The 20977-nt window shown below is 33.3% G+C and carries 25 protein-coding genes and 3 pseudogenes; 12 read left to right on the forward strand and 16 right to left on the reverse strand.

Annotated elements, in window-relative coordinates; genetic code table 11:
• Positions 1–251: 251 nt before the first annotated feature.
• A complete protein-coding gene (locus ACODS7_RS07825; protein ID WP_000473837.1) occupies positions 252–533 on the reverse strand; it encodes an LCI fold-containing protein in 282 nt (93 codons plus the stop codon).
• A gap of 368 nt (positions 534–901) precedes the next feature.
• On the opposite strand from ACODS7_RS07825, the gene ACODS7_RS07830 reads away from it, so the two are divergent.
• Complete coding sequence (locus ACODS7_RS07830) at positions 902–1795, forward strand: helix-turn-helix domain-containing protein (RefSeq protein ID WP_016082633.1); 894 nt, start codon at positions 902–904, stop codon at positions 1793–1795.
• 427 nt (positions 1796–2222) lie between these two features.
• Here the strand turns inward: ACODS7_RS07830 and ACODS7_RS07835 are convergent, their stop codons facing one another.
• Together ACODS7_RS07835 and ACODS7_RS07840 are read right to left on the reverse strand one after the other, a co-directional pair.
• Positions 2223–2342 carry a DAK2 domain-containing protein gene (locus ACODS7_RS07835; RefSeq protein WP_071713771.1) on the reverse strand — a complete coding sequence of 40 codons (120 nt, stop codon included), beginning with the start codon at positions 2340–2342 and terminating at the stop codon, positions 2223–2225.
• A 76-nt stretch (positions 2343–2418) separates the two neighbouring features.
• Complete coding sequence (locus ACODS7_RS07840) at positions 2419–2808, reverse strand: hypothetical protein (RefSeq protein WP_016082634.1); 390 nt, start codon at positions 2806–2808, stop codon at positions 2419–2421.
• Positions 2809–3100: 292 nt separating this feature from the next.
• Between ACODS7_RS07840 and ACODS7_RS07845 the strand changes: the two genes are divergently transcribed.
• Positions 3101–3652 carry a DUF4352 domain-containing protein gene (locus ACODS7_RS07845; protein WP_226602445.1) on the forward strand — a complete coding sequence of 184 codons (552 nt, stop codon included), beginning with the start codon at positions 3101–3103 and terminating at the stop codon, positions 3650–3652.
• Between the two features lie 192 nt (positions 3653–3844).
• Here ACODS7_RS07845 and ACODS7_RS07850 read toward each other — a convergent pair whose 3' ends face one another.
• Both ACODS7_RS07850 and dhaK read right to left on the reverse strand, forming a co-directional pair.
• Entirely contained in the window at positions 3845–4195 is a 351-nt protein-coding gene (locus tag ACODS7_RS07850; protein WP_000946193.1) for an SH3 domain-containing protein, read from the reverse strand.
• Between the two features lie 232 nt (positions 4196–4427).
• Positions 4428–6179 carry a dihydroxyacetone kinase subunit DhaK gene (dhaK, locus tag ACODS7_RS07855; protein ID WP_243168366.1) on the reverse strand — a complete coding sequence of 584 codons (1752 nt, stop codon included), beginning with the start codon at positions 6177–6179 and terminating at the stop codon, positions 4428–4430.
• 178 nt (positions 6180–6357) lie between these two features.
• Between dhaK and dhaS the strand changes: the two genes are divergently transcribed.
• Positions 6358–6924 carry a dihydroxyacetone kinase transcriptional activator DhaS gene (dhaS, locus tag ACODS7_RS07860; protein WP_243168365.1) on the forward strand — a complete coding sequence of 189 codons (567 nt, stop codon included), beginning with the start codon at positions 6358–6360 and terminating at the stop codon, positions 6922–6924.
• Between the two features lie 19 nt (positions 6925–6943).
• Entirely contained in the window at positions 6944–7942 is a 999-nt protein-coding gene (gene dhaQ, locus ACODS7_RS07865) for a DhaKLM operon coactivator DhaQ (RefSeq protein ID WP_243168364.1), read from the forward strand.
• 99 nt (positions 7943–8041) lie between these two features.
• Here dhaQ and ACODS7_RS07870 read toward each other — a convergent pair whose 3' ends face one another.
• Positions 8042–8677 carry a VanZ family protein gene (locus ACODS7_RS07870; protein ID WP_243168363.1) on the reverse strand — a complete coding sequence of 212 codons (636 nt, stop codon included), beginning with the start codon at positions 8675–8677 and terminating at the stop codon, positions 8042–8044.
• 244 nt (positions 8678–8921) lie between these two features.
• Here ACODS7_RS07870 and ACODS7_RS07875 point away from each other — a divergent pair.
• The 4 genes and pseudogenes from ACODS7_RS07875 to ACODS7_RS07890 form a co-directional block, all read left to right on the forward strand.
• A pseudogene (locus ACODS7_RS07875) lies at positions 8922–9023 on the forward strand (TetR family transcriptional regulator); the annotation flags it as partial.
• Between the two features lie 194 nt (positions 9024–9217).
• Positions 9218–9529, forward strand: a complete 312-nt coding sequence (locus tag ACODS7_RS07880) for an ArsR/SmtB family transcription factor (RefSeq protein ID WP_000433731.1) — start codon at positions 9218–9220, stop codon at positions 9527–9529.
• A gap of 281 nt (positions 9530–9810) precedes the next feature.
• Positions 9811–10986 (forward strand): MFS transporter, encoded by a 1176-nt coding sequence (locus ACODS7_RS07885; protein ID WP_243168362.1) that lies wholly within the window; start codon positions 9811–9813, stop codon positions 10984–10986.
• A gap of 702 nt (positions 10987–11688) precedes the next feature.
• A complete protein-coding gene (locus tag ACODS7_RS07890) occupies positions 11689–11799 on the forward strand; it encodes a YjcZ family sporulation protein (protein ID WP_000505669.1) in 111 nt (36 codons plus the stop codon).
• A gap of 59 nt (positions 11800–11858) precedes the next feature.
• Here the strand turns inward: ACODS7_RS07890 and ACODS7_RS07895 are convergent, their stop codons facing one another.
• The 4 genes and pseudogenes from ACODS7_RS07895 to ACODS7_RS07910 form a co-directional block, all read right to left on the reverse strand.
• Positions 11859–12230, reverse strand: coding sequence for an ATP synthase subunit I (locus ACODS7_RS07895; protein ID WP_043938274.1), 372 nt, complete (start codon positions 12228–12230; stop codon positions 11859–11861).
• Positions 12231–12269: 39 nt separating this feature from the next.
• Positions 12270–12854 (reverse strand): CDP-diacylglycerol--serine O-phosphatidyltransferase, encoded by a 585-nt coding sequence (gene pssA / locus ACODS7_RS07900; protein ID WP_029441766.1) that lies wholly within the window; start codon positions 12852–12854, stop codon positions 12270–12272.
• Entirely contained in the window at positions 12847–13305 is a 459-nt protein-coding gene (locus ACODS7_RS07905; protein WP_029441765.1) for a MarR family winged helix-turn-helix transcriptional regulator, read from the reverse strand. Before ACODS7_RS07905 ends, pssA begins: the two co-directional genes overlap by 8 nt.
• A gap of 67 nt (positions 13306–13372) precedes the next feature.
• Positions 13373–13599 (reverse strand): annotated as a pseudogene (locus ACODS7_RS07910) (hypothetical protein); the annotation flags it as partial.
• 277 nt (positions 13600–13876) lie between these two features.
• On the opposite strand from ACODS7_RS07910, the gene ACODS7_RS07915 reads away from it, so the two are divergent.
• Entirely contained in the window at positions 13877–14143 is a 267-nt protein-coding gene (locus ACODS7_RS07915; protein WP_000400965.1) for a YmzC family protein, read from the forward strand.
• Between the two features lie 171 nt (positions 14144–14314).
• On the opposite strand, the gene ACODS7_RS07920 is transcribed toward ACODS7_RS07915, so the two are convergent.
• Positions 14315–14869 (reverse strand): HPP family protein, encoded by a 555-nt coding sequence (locus ACODS7_RS07920; RefSeq protein WP_016082643.1) that lies wholly within the window; start codon positions 14867–14869, stop codon positions 14315–14317.
• 116 nt (positions 14870–14985) lie between these two features.
• Positions 14986–15570, reverse strand: a complete 585-nt coding sequence (locus ACODS7_RS07925) for a CGNR zinc finger domain-containing protein (protein WP_016082644.1) — start codon at positions 15568–15570, stop codon at positions 14986–14988.
• A 418-nt stretch (positions 15571–15988) separates the two neighbouring features.
• Between ACODS7_RS07925 and ACODS7_RS07930 the strand changes: the two genes are divergently transcribed.
• Positions 15989–16528, forward strand: a complete 540-nt coding sequence (locus tag ACODS7_RS07930; protein WP_001035582.1) for a DUF4352 domain-containing protein — start codon at positions 15989–15991, stop codon at positions 16526–16528.
• Between the two features lie 103 nt (positions 16529–16631).
• Here ACODS7_RS07930 and ACODS7_RS07935 read toward each other — a convergent pair whose 3' ends face one another.
• A complete protein-coding gene (locus ACODS7_RS07935; RefSeq protein ID WP_029441764.1) occupies positions 16632–16889 on the reverse strand; it encodes a hypothetical protein in 258 nt (85 codons plus the stop codon).
• A gap of 199 nt (positions 16890–17088) precedes the next feature.
• Here ACODS7_RS07935 and ACODS7_RS07940 point away from each other — a divergent pair, with 199 nt between their 5' ends.
• Together ACODS7_RS07940 and ACODS7_RS07945 are read left to right on the forward strand one after the other, a co-directional pair.
• A complete protein-coding gene (locus ACODS7_RS07940) occupies positions 17089–17214 on the forward strand; it encodes a YjcZ family sporulation protein (RefSeq protein ID WP_000540377.1) in 126 nt (41 codons plus the stop codon).
• An 832-nt stretch (positions 17215–18046) separates the two neighbouring features.
• Positions 18047–19429 (forward strand): annotated as a pseudogene (locus ACODS7_RS07945) (alpha/beta hydrolase).
• Positions 19430–19645: 216 nt separating this feature from the next.
• Here the strand turns inward: ACODS7_RS07945 and ACODS7_RS07950 are convergent.
• The 3 genes from ACODS7_RS07950 to ACODS7_RS07960 form a co-directional block, all read right to left on the reverse strand.
• The gene (locus ACODS7_RS07950; protein ID WP_088114632.1) at positions 19646–20029 is read right to left on the reverse strand and encodes a DUF1433 domain-containing protein; all 384 of its coding nucleotides are present in this window, start codon (positions 20027–20029) and stop codon (positions 19646–19648) included.
• A 76-nt stretch (positions 20030–20105) separates the two neighbouring features.
• Positions 20106–20489 (reverse strand): DUF1433 domain-containing protein, encoded by a 384-nt coding sequence (locus ACODS7_RS07955; RefSeq protein ID WP_029441762.1) that lies wholly within the window; start codon positions 20487–20489, stop codon positions 20106–20108.
• 77 nt (positions 20490–20566) lie between these two features.
• Positions 20567–20950, reverse strand: coding sequence for a DUF1433 domain-containing protein (locus tag ACODS7_RS07960; RefSeq protein ID WP_025688086.1), 384 nt, complete (start codon positions 20948–20950; stop codon positions 20567–20569).
• Positions 20951–20977: the final 27 nt, after the last annotated feature.

Consider the following 20977-nt stretch of genomic DNA (forward strand, 5'->3'; position numbering starts at 1 on the left):
TTTTTAAATCTTATTCATTCTAGCAAAAAGTCCTAGTCCCCCTAGGGCTTTTTTGCATTCAAACAATGAGTTGTATTTTTTCTCAATAACCGAAACTACTTAACATGGTAAAATAATAATCGGACTGGCATTCAATACCATATTACAATGGATCAAATCGCAAAAAGGCACCTTAGGGTGTCTTTTTTATAGAGAATCAGTTTAAAAACTAAAAATAAAAGAACCTCAATAAATGAGGTTCAAAAAATCTACTATTTTAAATTACCTTCGTAAAAAGCAACTCCATTTTGAACATGTTTTAAATACCACGTAATCGTCCCGCCACAAACATTTTCATTAAAACTATTAGCATATACTCCATTTGAGTAATAAAGAGTTCTTTTGAATTTACCATTAGAATACTCATAAGGAATTGAGCATGTTGCTTGCTTCGGAGAGCTCACAGCTTTTTGCGTATCAGCTGAAGCTGCCCCAATTCCTCCTGTTAATGCAATACCTGTTGCCAATAGCCCTACTACTAATTTCTTGAACATAATAAATCCCCCTTTAATAGTTTTTATAGCTTACAACTTAAATGTATCATTTTTGTAATTTATGTAAATATCTTGAACATGTAGAAATATTTATTTAATTATTGGTAATATTAGGATTTTATTTTATCAAATGTAAAATAGAGGGATTAGAGAAGCATGTGAAAATACAGATAGGTTTATATTAAATGAACGTGGTCCAAGTCGGCGAAAGGCACCTTTTGGTGTCTTTTTTGTACATAAAAAAATCTCACCATCTTATAGAAACGATAAGCCCTTTAAAACAATAATTGCAACTATATTAATTTTACATTACATTAAGGTTAGAGAATGTTCTTATATTAATAAAGTGCTAAATAGTAGGTGGAAAAATGGAATTTAACGATTTGGGTATTACCATTAAAGAACTTAGAATTAAAAAAAATATATCACAATCCGAATTATGTCATGGAATATGTTCACAAAGTCAAATTAGCAAGATTGAAAAAGGTATGATTTATCCATCTAGTATATTGTTATATCAATTATCAGAAAGACTTGGTATTGATCCGAATAACATATTTGCACTAACTCAAAATAAAAGATTAAAATATGTAGAAAATGTAAAATACGTAATAAAAGATTGCTTAAAGCAAAAACAATATAAAGAACTTTATGAAATAGTGAAAAAAGAGAAAAACTTAAATAATTTTCAAACAAAAGAAGAGAAACAATTTCTAATATGGCATGAAGCAATTGCTATATTTATGGTGGATAAATCATTAAAAACTGCTTTAGATTTTCTAAATAATGCATTAAAACTGACTTTAACTAATTCTGATTTTTTATCAGAAAGAGAAATAGATATTATGCAAACAATGGCTATATTTTATGCGGAAAATAAAGAATATGAAAAAAGTATTAATATATTAAAAAGATGTTTAAGTAATTTTAATAAGTTAGATTTTCCTAGAGATAAAGAAATTAAGTTGAAAATCATGTTAAATTTAGCAAAATCTTTGGACTTCACATATCAACATGAAGAGGCAATAAAATACATTGATAAGGGCATCAAATTAGCAATTAATCTAAATACGTTATACCTATTAGGTGAACTATTCTATTTAAAAGGTCAGTTGTTATTAAAAATTAAACAACATAATGTAGAAGATGTTATTTATAACTGGAAAAAAGCATTATTTATATTTGAACTAACAGAAAAAGAATATTATACAAAAATGCTACCAGATGAACTTATTGAATTACAAAATAAAAAACACTCATAATTTCGTAAAAACTACTTACAAATCCCACAGAAAAAATCCCTATAGCTTTTAAACTTAAAACGCTAATATTAAAATAATTTAAGTTGGCAGAAGGCACCTTTTGGTGTCTTTTCTTTATTTTTACAAGAACCTGCTCAATTAATTCTTAAAAACATAATAGGAAACATTGTTTTATTTATCCCATTTTCATTCATGCTATATATAAAATTCGTTAATAAATCCACCTCAAACATACCTATATGCATAGGAGTATGTTTGAGGTGAAACTCCTTCAAATACTAGTTCCTTTTATAAGCCGTTTTTTTGATGTAGATGACATTATTCTCAATACAATAGAATGAATTATTGGAACATATTTAGCAATATATATTAAAAAACAATATTAAGAAACCCCCTCCACCTTAAGGTAGAAGGGATCTTTTAATTTCTATTTCAAACTACCTAAAATTTCCGTAAAGATAACCCCAAGCGTATGTGCACCTGCATCTGGATATCCTAAACTTCTTTCACCAACTACCGCTCCTCTGCCGAATGATCTTTCAACGATAGATTATATGCCTTGAAGTGCTACTTGCAACATTTTAATTCAGATATACGACAGTAAAGAATACATCATCACGGTGTCAGCAAGCAAAAGTGTATTCTGCATTTCTGAAAACAGTAGATGACAGATTATGACCTACTGAATCTGCTAAGAAAGAATATACAAGAACATCCTTAACATCCTCTTTATTTCCACTAATGATGACATCAAGAAAATCTTCTATTTGGAATTCTGGAGTAAACAACACAATTTTAGTTGTTCTGTTTGGTTCTAAAGAAACAAAAGTACGAGAGATTTCAACTAATTCATTTTGAGTTGGAAAAAAAGTGTTTCGACTTCTCTTAACAGTTACCGTTACATTACTAGTATGGCAACGTGAATCATTGTTTAGCATAATGTTGAGAGCAGTTGGAATAATCCCATTTTCAGAAACTGGAACTCGAAACACTCCAGTAGATTTATGAGCCATATAATCACATCCTTTCAAAATAAAATATATTTATAATATATTAGATGCAAAAAACGTTCATTTTGATATGGACAAATTATATGATTAATATATCTATAATAACCCTCGTTATTACTAAGCCAATGTTTTAAAAGATTAACAAATATCGCGAGAACCAATCGAATGTATATTAAAAGTAAAAAGAATAAGACGTCTAAAAGATCCCCTATTTTGAGCCAATAATGAGACATTATGTTAATCTTATATGTATAGTTGTACAAAATTGAGAAACTTAAGGAGACAGATAAATTTTATGAGAAAATTATCTATATTACTTACTTTCATTCTAGTATTAGTCAGTGTTACGACTGCTTGCACACAAGATAAAACAGATAGTACCGTTGAAAATGGTCCAATAGAAGAACCAACCGCAAAAAATGAAAATGAAGAATTAATAAATTTTGAAGAAAAAGAAGAGATGAGCCGCTTGGAACAAGGTATTTTATTAGTTGGCGAGAGTGTTAAGGGAGGCTATTACTTGGCCGCTGTTCAAAGTGCATATTTAAATGCTAGCAACGATTCCGCCATTGTTAATGTCTCTGTAAAAAATGTACGAGGGCAAACGATTGGACTATCAGAATTAAAATATAACTTAAAAGATGAAAAAGACGGAAAGATCTATAAAGGAAAGGTACTTGATCAAAACCCTTCTGATATACAAGTTAAACCAAATGAAACGGTAGAATTGAAAATAGCTTTTGAAGTACCACGTACCGCAGATGAATATATGTTTTATATTGAAAGCTCTTTAGACCCTCTACAAACATACTGGAAAATTGATAAGCTGCAATCACAAACAAACTAAGTCTAAAATAAGCAAAAAGCAATGAAAAAATTGATATAGATACAAATGAATACTATATAAACGTAAGACCATCGATTTAATGAATCGTTGGTCTTTTTCAAAAAATGCCCCATTAAAAACTAAGAGATAAAAAAGAACTAATCTCTAGAAGAGATTAGCTCAATATATCCAAAGCTATTATGGTACATAGTTTTATGAGCAAACGTTATATAATGTTGTATGGGATACATAACCTGTCATCCCTTTATATGTAACTTTTAACCACTGTTTAGAATTACTGTAATGACCTTGAACATATTCACCAGTTACCCATGTTCCAGTAATTTTCGTACCATCATTAAATGTATGTAAGACAGGTGAATCGACAGTATAACCACTGCGCATCTTTGCACCATATACACCTACCGTACCTCCCTTTGCACAAGCTGCTACTACATTTTGATTTTCAGTAGCATTCGTAGCCGCGAAAGCAGAGCCGTTAAATGTAAATAAAGTAAATATAAAAGCTGTTAGTACTGTACAAATAGATAAACGACGTAACAAAATAAATTCCCCCTTTTTTTATAATATATTTCTTCATAAATGATTATCTTAAATATTCTAACTATTTTCAATATATTAATGTTGAGAAATATTAGTTGTAGTTTTGAAATAAGATTTTATCAAAAATAGTAACAAACTCATATTTTACAGGGAGAGCATCTAAAGAAGTCTTCTACATATAATCAACTATATAAAAGTCCCTCCACCTTAAGGCAGAGGGACTTTCTAATTACTATTTCAAACTACCCGCAATCTCCGTAAAGATAACTCCAAGCGCATGTGCACCTGCATCTGGATATCCTAGACTTCTTTCGCCAACTGTACCAGCGCGGCCCATGCGAGCTACGATTTCTTTCGTGTACTCTGCTCCTTTAACTGCTGCTTCTGCACCTTTTTCAAAGGCAGTTTTCATGTCTTCTTCGTTTGAAGCGCTAGCTAACCAAGAGTCTACACATGGAGCAAGTGCGTCAACTAATGTTTTGTCACCAACTACCGCTCCTCTACCGAATGATCTTTCACCGATAGATTGTATGCCTTGCAGTGCTGCTTGCAACATTTCAGCGAATTCTTTCACTGTTAGCTCACGTTTTTCGCCTGCTGCTTTACTAGCTGAGCGGAATGCTCCGCCCCAAATTGGACCAGATGCGCCGCCGCAATGTTCCATAATAATCATGGAGCAACCGTCAAGGAATGATCCGATCGTTACGTTTTCTTGTTCTACAATAGAATGCCACTCACGTTTTAATTGCTTAAATCCTTTTGCAACACTCATTCCGAAGTCGCCGTCACCTGCATGTGTATCTAACTCACAAAACGGTACTTCATTTTTAATAATAATATCGCTCATTTTATCAACGAGATAAATCATGTTGTTTAATGTAATGACATTATTTTTAATAACAGCGTGCTCTTCCGCTGTTTCTATTTCAAATGAAATTTCCTTCTCTTCTGTCTCTTCAAGTACATTCACGTACTCTACACTTTCAACTGGTCCATCTACTTTAAACGCTGGTGTATTACATTCTTTAGATAGTAATGTTTTTAGCTCATCATCTAACTTCATTACAGTTAAAGACATACCAGCCATATCAATACTTGTCATATAGTTACCAACAAATACTCTATTAATTTTAATGTTTCTAGCTGCTAGTTCTCTCGTAACGGCGTTGTTAAATAAGTAAAGTTCTTGCAGTGGTGTTCCGCCAAAACCGTTAACTAGAAGTGCGATTTCCTCGCCATCTTTTACTCCTAAATCTTTTATAAGATCACTTGTCATACGGTTAGCTAGTTCATCTGCTGACAGCATTTTTTCACGCTTAATTCCTGGTTCGCCGTGAATACCTACGCCGTATTCCATTTCATCTTCCGCAAGTGTGAAAGTAGGTGATCCACTCGCTGGAACTGTACAAGACGTTAACGCTAAACCGATTGTGCGCACGTTAGCCGCTGCTTTTTCTGCTACAGCTTTCACCGCTCCTAAATCCATACCTGCTTCCGCTGCTGCGCCGGCAATTTTATGAACTAAAATAACTCCCGCAACGCCGCGGCGTCCTACTGTATATAGGCTATCTTCTACCGCAATATCATCGTCCACTTTTACGTAGTCGACTTCAATTCCATCTTCCGTCGCTAAATGCGCACCGTTTTTGAAATTCATAATATCGCCGCTATAATTTTTAATAATTAATAACGTACCTTTTTTACTAGCTGTTTCTTTAATTGCTTGATAAACCTGAATTTGTGAAGGTGACGCAAACACATCTCCGCACACTGCCGCATCTAACATTCCTTTTCCGACTAATCCTGCATGTGCCGGCTCATGACCACTACCGCCGCCGCTAATTAACGTTACTTTATTTTCGTTCATTTCTTTCTTCTTAATTACTTTATATTTTTTCAAAAGCTCCAGCTCTGGATGAGCCATAACCATTCCGTTGCACATTTCCATTACTAATGTTTCTGGTTTGTTTATAATCTTTTTCATTGTAGTTCTCCCTCAATTCCTTTAATATATTGTGATATATTTGAAATCTTCTTCTTACTACTCATGTTAAAATGAAAGCGTTTTATAGTAAACGGACAAAATGGACAATCTGTCTAAAGACACCGCTCTCATTTATAGATAGGATTTTTATATTAATAACATTCTAGGGATGATTCAGATGACCTCTTCTATAATTTCTAAAAAGATAATCGCGAACTCATTGAAGTATTTAATGGAAACAGAGTCGTTTCATAAAATATCAGTGAGCGATATTATGTTACACTGTCAAATGCGTAGGCAAACTTTTTATTATCATTTTAAAGATAAATTTGAACTATTAAGCTGGATTTATAGAGAAGAAACGAAGGAAAACATTATCGATTTTCTTGACTATGAAACATGGGAAAACATTTTCGATTTATTATTTGATTACTTTTATGAAAATCAAAAATTTTACCGAAATGCTTTTAAAGTCATTGAGCAAAACTCGTTTAATCACTATTTATTTGAGCATACGAAAAACTTATATATGAAGATTATTGATGAACTATCCGTGAGCTGCGGATTCAGCCTTTCTAATGAGACAAAAAATACGATTGCCTCCTTTTATAGTCACGGCTTCGTTGGTACGATAAAAGATTGGATTGAAAGCAAGTGCGAAGTAGATCCTTCCGTTATGTCTTCTCTTATGAAAAATATGATAAACAATCAATTACTACTATTACTGGAGCAATCAGCAAAGTAATTAAAGGGTGGCAAAAGCAATGAAAAAGATTATGAATGATGTACAAAATATCGTTCAAGATATGCTGCACGGCTTTTATTTTGAACATAACGACAAAGTAAATTACGATGAAACAAATAACATCATTTATGTAAAAGATATCGAAAAAATGAAGCAAGACGTCGCTATTATAAGCGGCGGTGGTAGCGGACATGAACCTGCTGATATAGGTTATGTAGGAAAAGGAATGCTCACGGCGGCAGTAAACGGAAGCATCTTCACTCCTCCAACAGCGGAACAAATTGTAGCAGCAACTCGCCTTATGCCAAAAGATAAAAGTATACTATTCATCATTAAAAACTTTAAAGATGACGTTGAGAACTTTCTAACGGCAAAGCAAATTGCTAAAGAAGAAGGAAGAAAAATTGACCACATCATCGTAAATGACGACGTTTCAATTGAAGATGATGCTTCTTTTAATAAAAGAAGACGCGGCGTAGCTGGCACTGTTTTCGTCCAAAAAATATTAGGTGCGGCCGCTGAGAGTGGACATTCTTTAGAAGAACTAACAACAATCGGGCAAGCTGTCATCAAAAACTTACACACATTAGGAGTTGCCCTTTCCCCTGCCAACGATCCAGTGAAAGGAAAAGCTTCATTCACATTAAACGAAGATGAAGTATTTTATGGCGTCGGCATTCACGGCGAAAAAGGTTACCGTAAAGAAGCACTATCCTCTTCTGAAATATTAGCGATCGAACTGATGAACAAACTAAAAAGTATTTACCGCTGGAGAAAAGGTGACAACTTCGCAATCCTCATTAATGGACTCGGCGCAACTCCATTAATGGAACAATACATTTTCACAAACGACATTCGCCGTTTGTGTGAGCTGGAAGGATTGCAAGTGACATTCGTAAAGGTTGGTACGCTGTTGACTTCTCTAGATATGAAGGGTGTTTCGCTCAGTTTGCTTAAGGTAGAGGATTTGGATTGGGTGAAGTGGTTGAAAGCGGATGTTAGAGTGGGTAATTGGTAAGTAAAAATTATGATGATAAAAGCCTTTAACTATAACAAGTTAAAGGCTTTTTACAAATTGAAATATCGCACGAGCGTTCAAAAGAAATTCATAATCACCTCACTGAAGGATGATAGGTCTTCCAAATAAAGCTGGATGATAAATTAACATCGCCCCTACAAATGAACACACTAAACAAAAAACAGCCTCGTATTTTATAACTAGAGAAGAGTTGGTATCAAGCTTTTTCCCCTCTCTTCTTAATATCATTTTAAAAGCTCTATATAATAAATATCCAATAATCGCCCCGAGAGTGTTCGTAAATAAATCATCAATATCTGTAATTCTATTATTAAGTAATTGATTTAACTCAATTGCCAATGAAAAAAGAAATCCTGCACATACGGTGTTTTTCATTTTTCTAAAGTGCGGCCAAATCATCGGTAATAAAAAACCTAACGGCATAAATAGTACAATGTTCAAAAGATACGTAGTACTACCTGCCGTATCAAATAGAGTCAAGTTAATTTGACTTACACGAATCCACGTTTCGTATCTACTTATATCCCATACAGTCGCGATTTGCGTCACCTTATATACTAGCGAAAGGTAGAATAGAAAAACATATACCCATAGAAAATGCCGAATAGATATGTTTCTTTTCGCTTTAAAATAAAATCCAATTTGAAATAAAATACAAAACATAATTGTAAAAAAATAAGTATACAAATAACTCATTAAAACTTCTGTATGCATGTGGAATCCCCTAACTTTACATTTTCCTCTATGACTTTGTCGTTTTTAGTTTCCTTCTTGATGTAACTCATTTATAGGATAGGAGAAACTTTTAAAATAAAGAGTGGGGTAAACATAAAATTTTTCTTAAATCTTCAGTTGGATTTTATTATTACTCTTCTTAAGAATCCGCCATTGATAGCCAGGCAACAACATGCTTAAACCTAACAATACTATCATTTTTGCACGTAATCCTCGTAGTACTTTAACCGATAAAGCATATATAAAATCATGTGACTCGTTTGTTCAGTTAAAACATGAAATTAAGAAATATATGACGTACTATAATCACTCTTGCTATCAATAAAATTTAAAAAAGATGACTTCTGTTTGCATACAGAAATCATCTTTTTTAGGTTGCCTAACTTTTTTTAAAATGTCCTTTACAAAGGGTACAGATCAGGAGCACCTTATTCCTATTCGAGGGGATCAACTATACCTTCTTCCCTTAAAATCACACAAACCCATTTACAAATCTATAAAAGTAGATATAATATCCTTATGGAACCTTCATTAATTTATAAAGCATTGTCAAATGATACAAGATGTCAAATTTTATCATGGTTAAAAAATCCAGAAAATCATTTCGACGAAAAACCTTATTTAGAACAAGGGATTAATTTTCAGATTGGAGTGTGTGTAGGAGATATTCAGCTTAAAACTGGCTTAGCCCAATCGGTTATTTCTAGTTATTTATTAACTATGAAAAAGGCAGGATTACTAGACTCTGACCGAATTGGAAAATGGACATATTATCGTCGAAATGAAAAAACAATACAAGCGTTTTCTGAATACGTTCAAAATGAATTATAAAGTAAAAGCAAATAATCAACATACCAATTGATTATTTGCTTTCACACATTCTGCTTTTATATAGCCGCCCAATACATTCTTTTTAAAACTTCGCTACCTATAAAAGAAAGAAACATAGAAAGGAGCATCTTTTTTAACATATCATATCTAGTTATTTAGATATCTGTTTTTGTATTTAACATTACATAATTCTAATACTATTGACATCCAATCATGCTCATTTCTTTGTTAATAAATCGATTTCACTTTCAAAATAATAATAAGAATGGAGAGTTTTACAAATGAAAAAAGTAAGTCCTTTACTTATTCTTACACTAGCAATAGGGGTGTTTGGAATTATTACTACCGAGATGGGTATTGTCGGTGTATTACCACAAATCACTCAGAAATTTGACATTTCAACTGCACAGGCAGGATTTTTAGTAAGTATATTCGCACTAGTCGTTGCTATTTCTGGTCCGTTTTTAATTCTGCTCGTCTCTAGTATTAATCGTAAAATAATTTTATTAATAGCAATCTTTATTTTTGTTATTTCAAATATAATCTACGCTTATACAACACAATTTGAAATCATGCTTATTTTTCGTATTTTACCTGCAGCACTTCACCCACTCTTCTTTTCAATCGCTCTTGTAACTGCTGCTAAACTTGTCCCTCCTGAAAAGAGTGGTCAAGCGGTTACAAAAGTTTTCATGGGAATTACGGTTGGCTTTGCACTAGGTGTACCATTAACCTCTTACCTTGCAGATCAATTTTCATTAGAAGTTGCTTTCTTATTCGGAGCGTTTATTAACGCCCTTGCATTCATTGGAATACTAATCTCACTTCCTTCTATGCCCGTTAAAGAAAAAATGTCTTTCGGCAAACAAATTCGTATACTCGGCAAACCAGGATTATGGTTAAATATTTTAACTGTCACATTCCTTTTTGCAGCCATGTTTTCCGTATACAGCTACTTCGCCGAATACCTTGCAAAAGTAACTTCCATGAATGGATCGCTCATCAGTATCATGCTATTCATATTTGGTATAGTTATGATTTTAGGCAATCATTTATTTGGTAGTCTCTTGCAAAGAAGCATAGTAAATACAGTAATATCGTTCCCTATTTTATATTCTATTGTTTACATATTGGTTTATTATTTAGGTTCTTATCTTGTTCCAATGATTTTCATGGTATTCATTTGGGGAATCGTGCATGCTGGTGGATTAATTGTTGGTCAAACATGGTTAATAAGTGAAGCAAGAGAAGCACCCGAATTTGGTAATAGCCTATTCGTTTCATTCTCAAATCTTGGAATTACTCTAGGAACAACTATTGGAGGCTGGTTCATTTCAAACTTAGGTATTCACCAACTTATTTGGAGTGGATTTATATTTACACTACTTTCATTTCTATTAATTATAATAAAACTAAAATTTTTCACTTCTAATAACCTACCTTCATTATCAAGCTAGTACATTTTCAGTTCCAAATTGGATAAAAAACATTATAAAGTGAAACTTTAATCAGCTCTCACCAATCGGGTGTTTATGGGCAGCCCGGCAAATAGCGGGATAAATTCTATATAAAATACTGGTTATTCTTCTTATAAGATTTTATAAACTATAAAGTATGACACTCAGAGCCTTTAGCTATAAATACAAGTTAAAGGCTTTTTATACAAAAACAAATTTAAAAGGTGCTAATCTTATAGAACATCATCAAAATAGAATACTAAAAAAGGCTCCATTGCTGGAGCACTCTAAAAAAATATAAATAAACGAATTAAAACAAGGAACAGACAATTAAAATATACAAATAAAACATAAATAAATCTATATATATGTAATATTGCATATAAAAACCCTATTTATCGCTGCTATAATAAACTTACTCGATGATTGTTATATTATTCATAGGTTAAAAGCAATAAGTTACCTTCTTAACACCAATTTACAAAGAAAAAAAGACATCTTAATTGATGTCTTTTTTTCTTATATGATAACGACGCAATACAATTAAGATGATTCCAATCGGAAGAATGCACCTTAGGGTGTCTTTTTTTATTTTCCAAAGGACCTGCTCAATTATTGCGTAAAAAACATAAAGTAATTTGAATCCGTTAAAATACATGAGTGTACCCTTGTTTTCCCCTCTTATTAAAAGGAGGAACTATTATGGGTTTTGGTGGTAGTTGCGGCGAAGGCTGCGGTTTTGCTGGAGGATTTGCTTTATTAGTTGTACTGTTTATTTTATTAATCATCGTTGGAGCTTCTTGCTTCTGCTAAAAAACTATCAGAAAAGACACTCTTATATGGGTGTCTTTTCTTTATAATAAAGTGAAACTTTATTCCTCCGCATCCCTCATACTGTAATACCCCAAATTAATAATAACCAAGAAATACCCGCCCATAATTCCGGCAGCGAATGTCCACATGAATTCATGGTGTTCAATTTCATACATAATAATCGCACCTAGTATTGCGGCTGCAAACCGATTTATCATTCCGAGCATCGGTGCTTTTTCTTTTTTTACAATGCTATCTCCGAACTTTTCAATACGCCTTCCTAAAATCCAGGCGCAGTACATACTCACCAAAAGGCCAATACTTATCCCGACAAACTGGGCTGAAAAAGGTGTCAGAAACCATCCCAATAACATTACGCCTAGCAAACAATACATTTGTATGTTGAATGATCTTAGTGCCATACGAATCATGTTATTCTCCTTTATCTTCCTCATTGTAATTCCGTATCATCAATCCAATCTTCCAGGCTTCAAGCTTTCAGCTATATCTTTTTTAAAATGAGGGAATTTGATTTTGCTCACCATTAAATAAGCGAGTACGCATGTACCAAACGCCACGGAAACTGGATTCTTTAAAAAACATAAAATGAGGAGACACATTGCCGCAAATGGAATCGGCATACCGATAAAGGTCGGGAGTTTGCTTTGCTGCGTGTTAAATCTCGCAAGCCGAAGCATTCCGCAAATACTGTAAGCAAGCGCACATATCATCCCGATAGACTGCAAATCTTTTAACGCGACACTATATGCAAGAATAGACGGTGCCACACCAAAAGTAACTAAATCCGCAAATGAGTCCAACTCTCCACCAATTTCTGAAACAGAATCAAGTTTCCGAGCAACCATGCCATCAAAAAAATCAAACAACATACCCGTAATAATAAAAACTGCTCCCAAATAAATATCGTGAACGAAAACAGCGTAAATAGCTAAAAGCCCACATATAAAATTTGCTATCGTAATCATATTTGGTATGAAACTCATAACACGCTTCTCCTCCTTTCTACTAATTGCTTCATCTACGTTCTTACTCATTACAATTAAGATCCTTCTGCTTTTCTTCCAATATCACTTTATTTATTTTCGTTAACGTCTCGGTCATTTGCTCTAGGGCATTTATATCGATTTTAGAAAAATATTTCTCAATTAATACATCATCTAACTCAGACAACCGCTCTATATACTTACTACCGTTTGGACCAAGTGTAAGAAAATACTCCCGTTTATTATTAGGGTTTACTTGTTTTGAAATCATCTTCTGTTTCTCCAATTTCGATAAAACTTGGCTAACGGCACTTTTTGATATATTAAAAGTAGTCGCAATGTGATTTGCCGTCGTGTTTTCATTTAAATTAATATGAAATAGCATGCTCTCTTGCTGTCCTGTAAGACCGAACTCATCTTTTAACTCCTGAAATAGTAAAATGTAAAATTCATTATAAGCTCGGTTCATTTCATTAATTACTTCTTTATAAGTTCTAGTCATAGCGTTATTCCTCCATGCTTTCATTTCATTTATAGTTAAGTTCACTTAACTTAACTATAGTATACCGTTATGTTCGTGTAAAGTGAAATATAACTCTACACTTTATCAGCTGTGCTTTTAATGTATGTAAAACTTTCTTTCTCTCTTCATAATCTTCTACATCAGCTTCTTTCCAAAGCTCAAGATTAGCCCCCTCCCCTTTCTCCAGTTATATTGCTGTAAGACCAATGTATAAGACATAGCATCTAAATCTTCATCTATATCAAGCTCATCTAAACACTCTTCTAAAACAAGTTAAGTCACTGCTTCCTTCATCCAAATACCCAATTAATCATTCTGAATAATCAAAAAGAAAAACAATTAAATTCCATATAGACCCATTACTGGTTAAAATGTTATAATGGAATCACCCTACATAGTTACTCATAGCCAGACTGAGGAACTAGCGTCTTATTAAGTAATGCGCATAACTAAAATAAAAAAGACACTTTACGGTGTCTTTTTTATTTATATTCCTAGGAATTACCTCTTTTATAAACAAACTCTATCAAACAGTAAAGGAGGCAAACAGATGGAACATCCTGTTGCAAGAGAATTACGTTTTATACGGGTATGTCTTATCATTTTGATTATTGTCATTGCATTCTGGGACCGGGAGAAAACTGTGGAAATTACTGATCACGGTAGCGATCCTATTTTAAACACCAGCAATATGACCCAAGTTGGTGAGAATACATTTGCATACAAAGATGAATCGAATCAAATTAAAATATTTAAGTTTAATCCAGATACAAATGAAATAAAATTAATAAAAGAGTTTTATGCTAACGAATATTAATTACATGAATTAAATAATTCAAATCTGTAGAAGGCACTTTAAAGTGCCTTTTCTTTATAAACTACAAAGTATGAGAACCCAAGCCATTAGCCGCAATTACGACTAAGGCTTTTACTATATAAAACATAGTAAAAATAGAATACTCACTTAAATTGTTTCTCACTTCACAAACTACACCCAAAAAGTTGGATAGCTTCTTTTACTACTCATATTATTAATGAATAAAGCAATAACTACAATAACAACGGAGCCAATTAAAACTGGTGTTACTAAATAACTCCAACTGTTTGCTCCTAAAATAACGATAATCGGATCGGCGCCTGCCGGAGGGTGCGTCGTTCTCGTTAACATCATAACGGCTATTGCCATCCCCACCGCTAAAGCAATTGTCCAATATTCATTCCCAAACAAATGATATATTGATAGACCAATGAAAGTTGAAATCAAATGTCCTCCAATAATATTACGCGGTTGAGATAATGGCGCATTCCAAACTCCAAACGCTAATACACAACTCGCCCCAAATGGAGCCATTAATAATTCTGTAGAGGTTATGCTCGTTAAATATGTTAAGGTAAGAATTGTTAAAAATCCCCCTAGTAGTCCTGTTAAAGAGTCCTTTATATTTACTTGTAATGGACTTCTTCCTTTCCCTTTCATTTTTGTAAAATATCGTACACTTACTGGTTGAGGATCTTTCTGCTTAGTTGCTGTTATATTATCCATCGTTCTCCTCCTTTATTTACCAACAATTATAACTCGACATAACTAACCTGTAAATATTAATTTAAGGAGTTAGTTTTAAAATACAAAAAAAGAATCAACTGTTATAAGTTGATTCTCTAAACTTCCTCAAATTTTCGATCCTGAAATTTTGCTACCTTTTTCCGGTTCCCACATATTTTCATAGAACACCATTTTCGTTTTCCACTCTTATCTATAAATAATAAAACACAGTCAGGATTTGAACACCTTTTAAGGGAAATAAGCTTATTTTCTGCTATTAACGTTAAAGCGTCAAATGCAATTAACGATGCGAGTACATCCTCGATTTCTCCAACTGGGATAGATACTAGCTGCTGTTCAATGATTTTATATGTAAATGGTGCCTTCTCAATTTGTTTTTCTAAATACGTAATAAAATCATTAGAAATTTCTTGTTGATCAGCAATTGCCTCAAACTGTTTTCTCAATACTTCTCTTACCTCTAATATGCTAGATGTAACTTGATCCATTCGCTTCTGAATTCCTATAAGTGTTTTTTCATTCCAAAAAGGAAGATTAACCTTTATTACATGTAGCCATTCTAATACATCTTCATTTGTTATTAATAAATCATAACGTTGTCCACGCCTAACTAGCTCTGTATTTACTAAATCTAATGAGGGATTTCCAGATATAAGCGGGAATTGTTTTGTTTCCTGCATGTACTCATCACCTTCTCTTTAAACAATCATATTCCAGATTAATACAGAAGTGCAACTTTTTTATAAACTACAAAGTATGAAGATTAAAGCCTTTAGCCATAATTACGACTAAAGGCTTTTGTATGTAAGTAAATGAAAAAGGAGCTACTTTTATGGAACATAATAAAAATGGAATGCTTGCTTTAATTGTTTTATTTTTAGGATTAGTGTTTTTTGTTAGTGGAATGGTTTATCATTTATGGGGCTCATTTTAATTTCAACTTTTAGACAGATAAATAATTCGAATCAGAGAAACGCACAAACTTTTCCCTTTTCTTTCCAAAATCAATATAATAAGATATAAAATGTAATACATATAAAGACAAATATATATAGCACTCATTAAAAGTGCTTCTATTTTGGAAGGAAGAAACAAACGATGAACAAAAAGTTATTAGCATCATTATTATGTAGCACATTCTTGTTTGGAGTATCAGCTTGCAGTTCACATGATGCGCCCGAGAAAAACGAGCAGGCTACTTCTAAAAAAACAGAGAATAACAAACTTAGCAGCAAGGATCCGCAAAAAGAACTTCCTACCAATGTAGATTCCTCTGATGTATACATGTCAATGGGATCTGCCGAGTCATTAGATGTTCTAGGGACTGGAGAAGTTAAAGCACAAGGTGTCTTTAAAGTATTAGACATCGCCGTTTATAATCGTAAAGAAGAACCCATTACACTAGATATTAACAACTTTAAATTAATTGATGGATTTGGAAGAGAATATCACATTTCCAATGAATATCAGTCAGTACTTAAAGCTGCAAATATCTCCACATTCAAATTTAATATTGTTAATCCTAATGAAAGTTCGGAAGGAAACATTGTATTTGATGTACCGAAAAACACGCAAGGATTAACTTTAAAAATTAATAATGATAAGTTAGATAAAGAACTCCAATTAAAAGTGGAATAGGCCAATAAATACGTCTCCCTTAACATTCTCTACTGACATAAAAAAGTACAGTCTTTTCTACAGCAGACTGTACTTTTTTATTTATCATTTCACATAACATTCCCTAATTTTTTTGACTAGATGCTCTCCAATCACGAAAAGATGTTGGGCGTCCAGAAAAAGCTCTTTGCTTTGTAACAGATGGTTTTTCTTCAGGAGTCGTTGTTTTTTCTTTAAGAGTCGCTGGTTTTTCTTTAAGCGTCACTGATTTTTCTTCAAGAATAGTCACAGCTGTTTGCATTTTCTCTAACTGTTCTTTCAACAATTGTTGTTCAATCTTTAAATCCGTAAGTAAACGTAAAATCATCTCAGAATTAGCCATAAAGATCCTCCTTCCCCCAAATACACAGAATAAAATACAATATGTAGAAGGCGGAATACCGGTGACAAAAATAAGGTCGTCAACTCTTTTAAACTTCCAAAGTTCTTTTATTTTTTTAAGGACCTGCTCCATTCATCCTTAAAAACATAAATTAAATTAAATCCATTATTAAATGGTCTTTATGGAAGGAGGAGTTAATATGGGCTATGGCGGTAGTTGTGGTGGAGGCTGTGGTTTCGGCGGCGGATTTGCCTTACTTGTTGTGCTCTTCATCTTATTAATCATCGTTGGCGCTAGCTGTTGGGGCGGCGGATTCGGCTGCTAAGGAGAGGCACTCTTGAGAGTGTCTTTTTTTTGATATGTAGCTCGTATACATATTGTTCAAATCTATATAATTTTTAAAAATATAGTTTTAAAGCATATTTCTCAATGAATAAAACAACTTAACATGGTAAAATAATATTTGGATGGGAGTCCAATATATTATTAAAATTAAGATGGTTCAAGTCGAAGAAAGGCACCTTAGGGTGTCTTTTCTTTATGAAAAATATCTAACTATCAACCTTTTCCTTATGACTTCTATCATCAACAAAGGGTGATACAAACTATTACATATGTTTGTACCACCCTTTATTGATGCGTTTAGACTTCACAGGTGTTGAAGTTTTAGACTTCTCCCTTAGTGTACCCATCTTATTAGAACATCCTGTAATCTGTAGACAAAATGTAGCTAATAAAAACAATATTAATAATTTCTTCAATAAATCCTCCTACATGCATAAAACACCATATGTTACAAAACAAACATAACATCAACTCTTCATAAAAACAATATAATCCTCGGTCCTTAAGCTATCTCTTAACATAGGAGTACCGCCACATATCCATTTTTAAAATATCCCCTACTTAAGGAATTTGTAATTATCAAGTAAGAAAAACGAGAGCTTTGTTTCCTATAATCAAAATATAAAGCGAAGGAAGAAAGGTTATTTCTGAAGTTTATATGTATGTGGAAGAAGGAGAAATCTACGTTTGTTTAGAGTAATAATATGAATGTGTCCAAGTTTTGGAGATTAATTGTAAATATTTCGAGGTTTTTGTACCAGAATTCTAATTACCATACCTGTTTTTTACCATCACATATTGGAGGTTAAAACATGAATAAAAAAAAGAAAATACAAAGATCAGTACTTACCTTTACCCTACTCTTTTCTTTAGGCGTTTCATCTTTCCCGCTTACAACAACTATTCACGCAGATACACGTGAGGAACAATCTGCTGAAAAGAAACTAGTCTCTTTAACGGAGCGTACATCATTATTTTTTGAATATCTCCAGCAAGGTAAGTATGCCGAGGCACTACAGTTGACGTCTGCTGCTTTTCAATCTAAGTTTACAGCAAACACATTACAAAACTGGTGGACACAAAGTGGCTGGAGCGGGATAAAAAGCATGGGAACCCCCGTGATAAAAGAACGAAACTTGGTCCATCAGACGGTGGAAATTCCAGCAGCTACCGAAGGAACTACCATACCGCTACTCCTTAAATTCACACCTGGCGGGAAAGTAGATGAAATTGGAGAAAGGCCACCCGAGGAATCTTTTACCATCCCCCATCCTAGCTATGATCAACCTGACTCCTATCAAGAACGTGAAATCGTCATTGGAAATTCTACCTATCCGTTACCAGCGACATTAACAGTTCCGAAACATAAGCGTGGTGAAAAGGTACCCGTCGTTGTTCTTGTGCATGGTGCTGGCATCCATGATCGCGACAGCACATACATGGGAACAAAAATCTTACGAGACATTGCGGTGGGCCTTTCATCCAACGGAATTGCAGTGTTGCGCTATGAAAAACGTACCTTAGAACATGCATTAAAGATGAGTGCAGAACCTGTTACGTTAGATCGTGATACTACAGATGATGCTATCTATGCAGCAAAATCAGCAGCGCAGCAGGAAGGCATTGATCCAAATAATATTTTCATTCTTGGACATAGCCTAGGAGCCGGCACAATGCCGCGTATACTGAGCAAAGCGCCTTCCTCACTTGTCCGAGGAAGTATCTTACTCGCACCACCTGCACACCCTTTGACTGACATTGCCATTGATCAGTATGAATACCTTGGGGCGTCAAAGCAAGAAATCGATGAACTAAAAAGACAGGCTGCTTTTATTCAGGATCCTACTTTCAATCCTGATCATCCTCCAGCTGGCTACAATTTTGGGTCACCTCATTTTATGTATGATGTTTCTAGGTAGCGTCCAGTTGAAGAAGCAAAATCACGAAAAGAGCCTTTACTCATTTTGCAAGGAGCACGCGATTATCAAGTAACAGTAAAAAATGAATATACAAAATGGCAAGAAGGGCTTGCAAACCGCAGGAATGTTCAGTTCAAAAAATACCCGAAATTGAATCATTTCTTCACGGAGGGTGACGGGGAATTAAGCCTCCCTAGTGAATATGAAATCCCTGCTAATATTCCCGAGTACGTCATCCAGGACATTATTACATGGGTTAACGAGACAAAAAAATAAGATAACATCAAAAGCCTTCATGCAATCATCATTGCGTGAAGGCTTTTTTGAAGCTAGTGATTTAGAGATAGCTATTATTTTATATAATATTTGCCCCAAAACGAAAAATTAGAGTCTTTTATAATAATGAAGTTCATTTTAGAAGCAACCTGTTCTGTGAGCTTAACGGTGATGGGCGGTATCCCTAGAATAAAGAAACAAGAGTAGTTAAAGAGACTACTCTTGCTTCTTTTCCTTCTCTTTATTTTCAATTTCAGATACTGATTTTGCTGGTTTTTTTACCATTTCATCTAATTCTCCAGAACGCGTAAATTTGTCTTCAAAGTTTTCAGTTGTACTTATACTAGCTATAAAATCTAATTCTTTATTATGATTTATATAGCCTTCTAAATAAGGAACTCCCATTGGACTTACAGCTTTTTTTGTAAACGTAATCGATTTTACACCTTCGATATTATAATGAATATACTTTTCTACTCGTGCCTCTTGTACTTTCCAAAACTCTTCTTCTTTTTCTTTTTGTTTTAAGTATTCCATAGTAAAATATCCTCCTGCTATGAGTATCACAGCAGATATAACCAAAATCATTGCTTTCTTCATTGGAAATCTCCTTATAAAAAGCCTACCAATGTATTCTTCTTAAAATGAGATAGAGAAGACAAGAATAGTGCAAAAACTACTCTTGTTTCTTTTCTTTCTCCTCTTTTTCAATTTCAGATACTGATTTTTCAGGATCTTTTATAAGTTTTCCTAATTTCCCAGAACGCGTAAATTTGTCTTCAAAGTTTTCAGTTGTACTTATATTAGCTATAAAATCTAATTCTTTATTATTATTTATATAACCTTTTATATGAGGAACTCCCATTGGACTTACCTTATTTTCTGTAAATGTAATAGATTGTACATCTTTAATATTATAACGAATATACTTTTCCACTCGTGCTTCTTGTCGTTTCCAAAATTGTTCTTCTTTTTCTTTTTGTTTTAAGTATTCCATAGTAAAATATCCTCCTACTATGAGTATCACAGCAGATACAATCAAAATCATTACTTTCTTCATTGGAAATTCTCCTTATAAAAAACATTTACCAATACATTTTTCTTAGAATAGGATACAAAAAAAGCGTAGTTCAAAGACTACTCTTTTCTTTTTTCTTTCTCTTCTTTTTCAATTTCCGATACCGATTTTGCTGGTTTTTTAATCATTTTATCTAATTCCCCAGAACAACCAAACTTATCCTCAAATTTATCTGTAGTACTTATACTTGCATCAAACCATAATTCCTTATCATTATTTATATATCCTTCTACAGAAGGAACTCCCATTGGACTTACATCTTTTTTTGTAAACGTAATAGATTTTACACCTTCGATATTATAATGAATATACTTTTCTACTCGTGCCTCTTGTACTTTCCAAAACTTTTCTTCTTTTTCTTTTTGTTTTAAGTATTCCATAGTAAAATATCCTCCTGCTATAATACAAATAATGGATAAAATAATTACCAATTTCTTTTTCATTTAAAATCCCCTTGTATTTAAATATAG

It is taken from the genome of Bacillus sp. FG16, assembly GCF_057809515.1.

Excerpts from the sequence above, each read along its gene's own strand:
- ACODS7_RS07825 (WP_000473837.1), bottom strand. The coding sequence starts at position 533 with ATGTTCAAGAAATTAGTAGTAGGGCTATTGGCAACAGGTATTGCATTA.
- ACODS7_RS07830 (WP_016082633.1), top strand. The coding sequence starts at position 902 with ATGGAATTTAACGATTTGGGTATTACCATTAAAGAACTTAGAATTAAA.
- ACODS7_RS07840 (WP_016082634.1), bottom strand. The coding sequence starts at position 2,808 with ATGGCTCATAAATCTACTGGAGTGTTTCGAGTTCCAGTTTCTGAAAAT.
- ACODS7_RS07845 (WP_226602445.1), top strand. The coding sequence starts at position 3,101 with ATGAGAAAATTATCTATATTACTTACTTTCATTCTAGTATTAGTCAGT.
- dhaK (WP_243168366.1), bottom strand. The coding sequence starts at position 6,179 with ATGAAAAAGATTATAAACAAACCAGAAACATTAGTAATGGAAATGTGC.
- dhaS (WP_243168365.1), top strand. The coding sequence starts at position 6,358 with ATGACCTCTTCTATAATTTCTAAAAAGATAATCGCGAACTCATTGAAG.
- dhaQ (WP_243168364.1), top strand. The coding sequence starts at position 6,944 with ATGAAAAAGATTATGAATGATGTACAAAATATCGTTCAAGATATGCTG.
- ACODS7_RS07870 (WP_243168363.1), bottom strand. The coding sequence starts at position 8,677 with ATGCATACAGAAGTTTTAATGAGTTATTTGTATACTTATTTTTTTACA.
- ACODS7_RS07880 (WP_000433731.1), top strand. The coding sequence starts at position 9,218 with ATGGAACCTTCATTAATTTATAAAGCATTGTCAAATGATACAAGATGT.
- ACODS7_RS07885 (WP_243168362.1), top strand. The coding sequence starts at position 9,811 with ATGAAAAAAGTAAGTCCTTTACTTATTCTTACACTAGCAATAGGGGTG.
- ACODS7_RS07890 (WP_000505669.1), top strand. The coding sequence starts at position 11,689 with ATGGGTTTTGGTGGTAGTTGCGGCGAAGGCTGCGGTTTTGCTGGAGGA.
- ACODS7_RS07895 (WP_043938274.1), bottom strand. The coding sequence starts at position 12,230 with ATGATTCGTATGGCACTAAGATCATTCAACATACAAATGTATTGTTTG.
- pssA (WP_029441766.1), bottom strand. The coding sequence starts at position 12,854 with ATGAGTAAGAACGTAGATGAAGCAATTAGTAGAAAGGAGGAGAAGCGT.
- ACODS7_RS07905 (WP_029441765.1), bottom strand. The coding sequence starts at position 13,305 with ATGACTAGAACTTATAAAGAAGTAATTAATGAAATGAACCGAGCTTAT.
- ACODS7_RS07915 (WP_000400965.1), top strand. The coding sequence starts at position 13,877 with ATGGAACATCCTGTTGCAAGAGAATTACGTTTTATACGGGTATGTCTT.
- ACODS7_RS07920 (WP_016082643.1), bottom strand. The coding sequence starts at position 14,869 with ATGGATAATATAACAGCAACTAAGCAGAAAGATCCTCAACCAGTAAGT.
- ACODS7_RS07925 (WP_016082644.1), bottom strand. The coding sequence starts at position 15,570 with ATGCAGGAAACAAAACAATTCCCGCTTATATCTGGAAATCCCTCATTA.
- ACODS7_RS07930 (WP_001035582.1), top strand. The coding sequence starts at position 15,989 with ATGAACAAAAAGTTATTAGCATCATTATTATGTAGCACATTCTTGTTT.
- ACODS7_RS07935 (WP_029441764.1), bottom strand. The coding sequence starts at position 16,889 with ATGGCTAATTCTGAGATGATTTTACGTTTACTTACGGATTTAAAGATT.
- ACODS7_RS07940 (WP_000540377.1), top strand. The coding sequence starts at position 17,089 with ATGGGCTATGGCGGTAGTTGTGGTGGAGGCTGTGGTTTCGGCGGCGGA.
- ACODS7_RS07950 (WP_088114632.1), bottom strand. The coding sequence starts at position 20,029 with ATGAAGAAAGCAATGATTTTGGTTATATCTGCTGTGATACTCATAGCA.
- ACODS7_RS07955 (WP_029441762.1), bottom strand. The coding sequence starts at position 20,489 with ATGAAGAAAGTAATGATTTTGATTGTATCTGCTGTGATACTCATAGTA.
- ACODS7_RS07960 (WP_025688086.1), bottom strand. The coding sequence starts at position 20,950 with ATGAAAAAGAAATTGGTAATTATTTTATCCATTATTTGTATTATAGCA.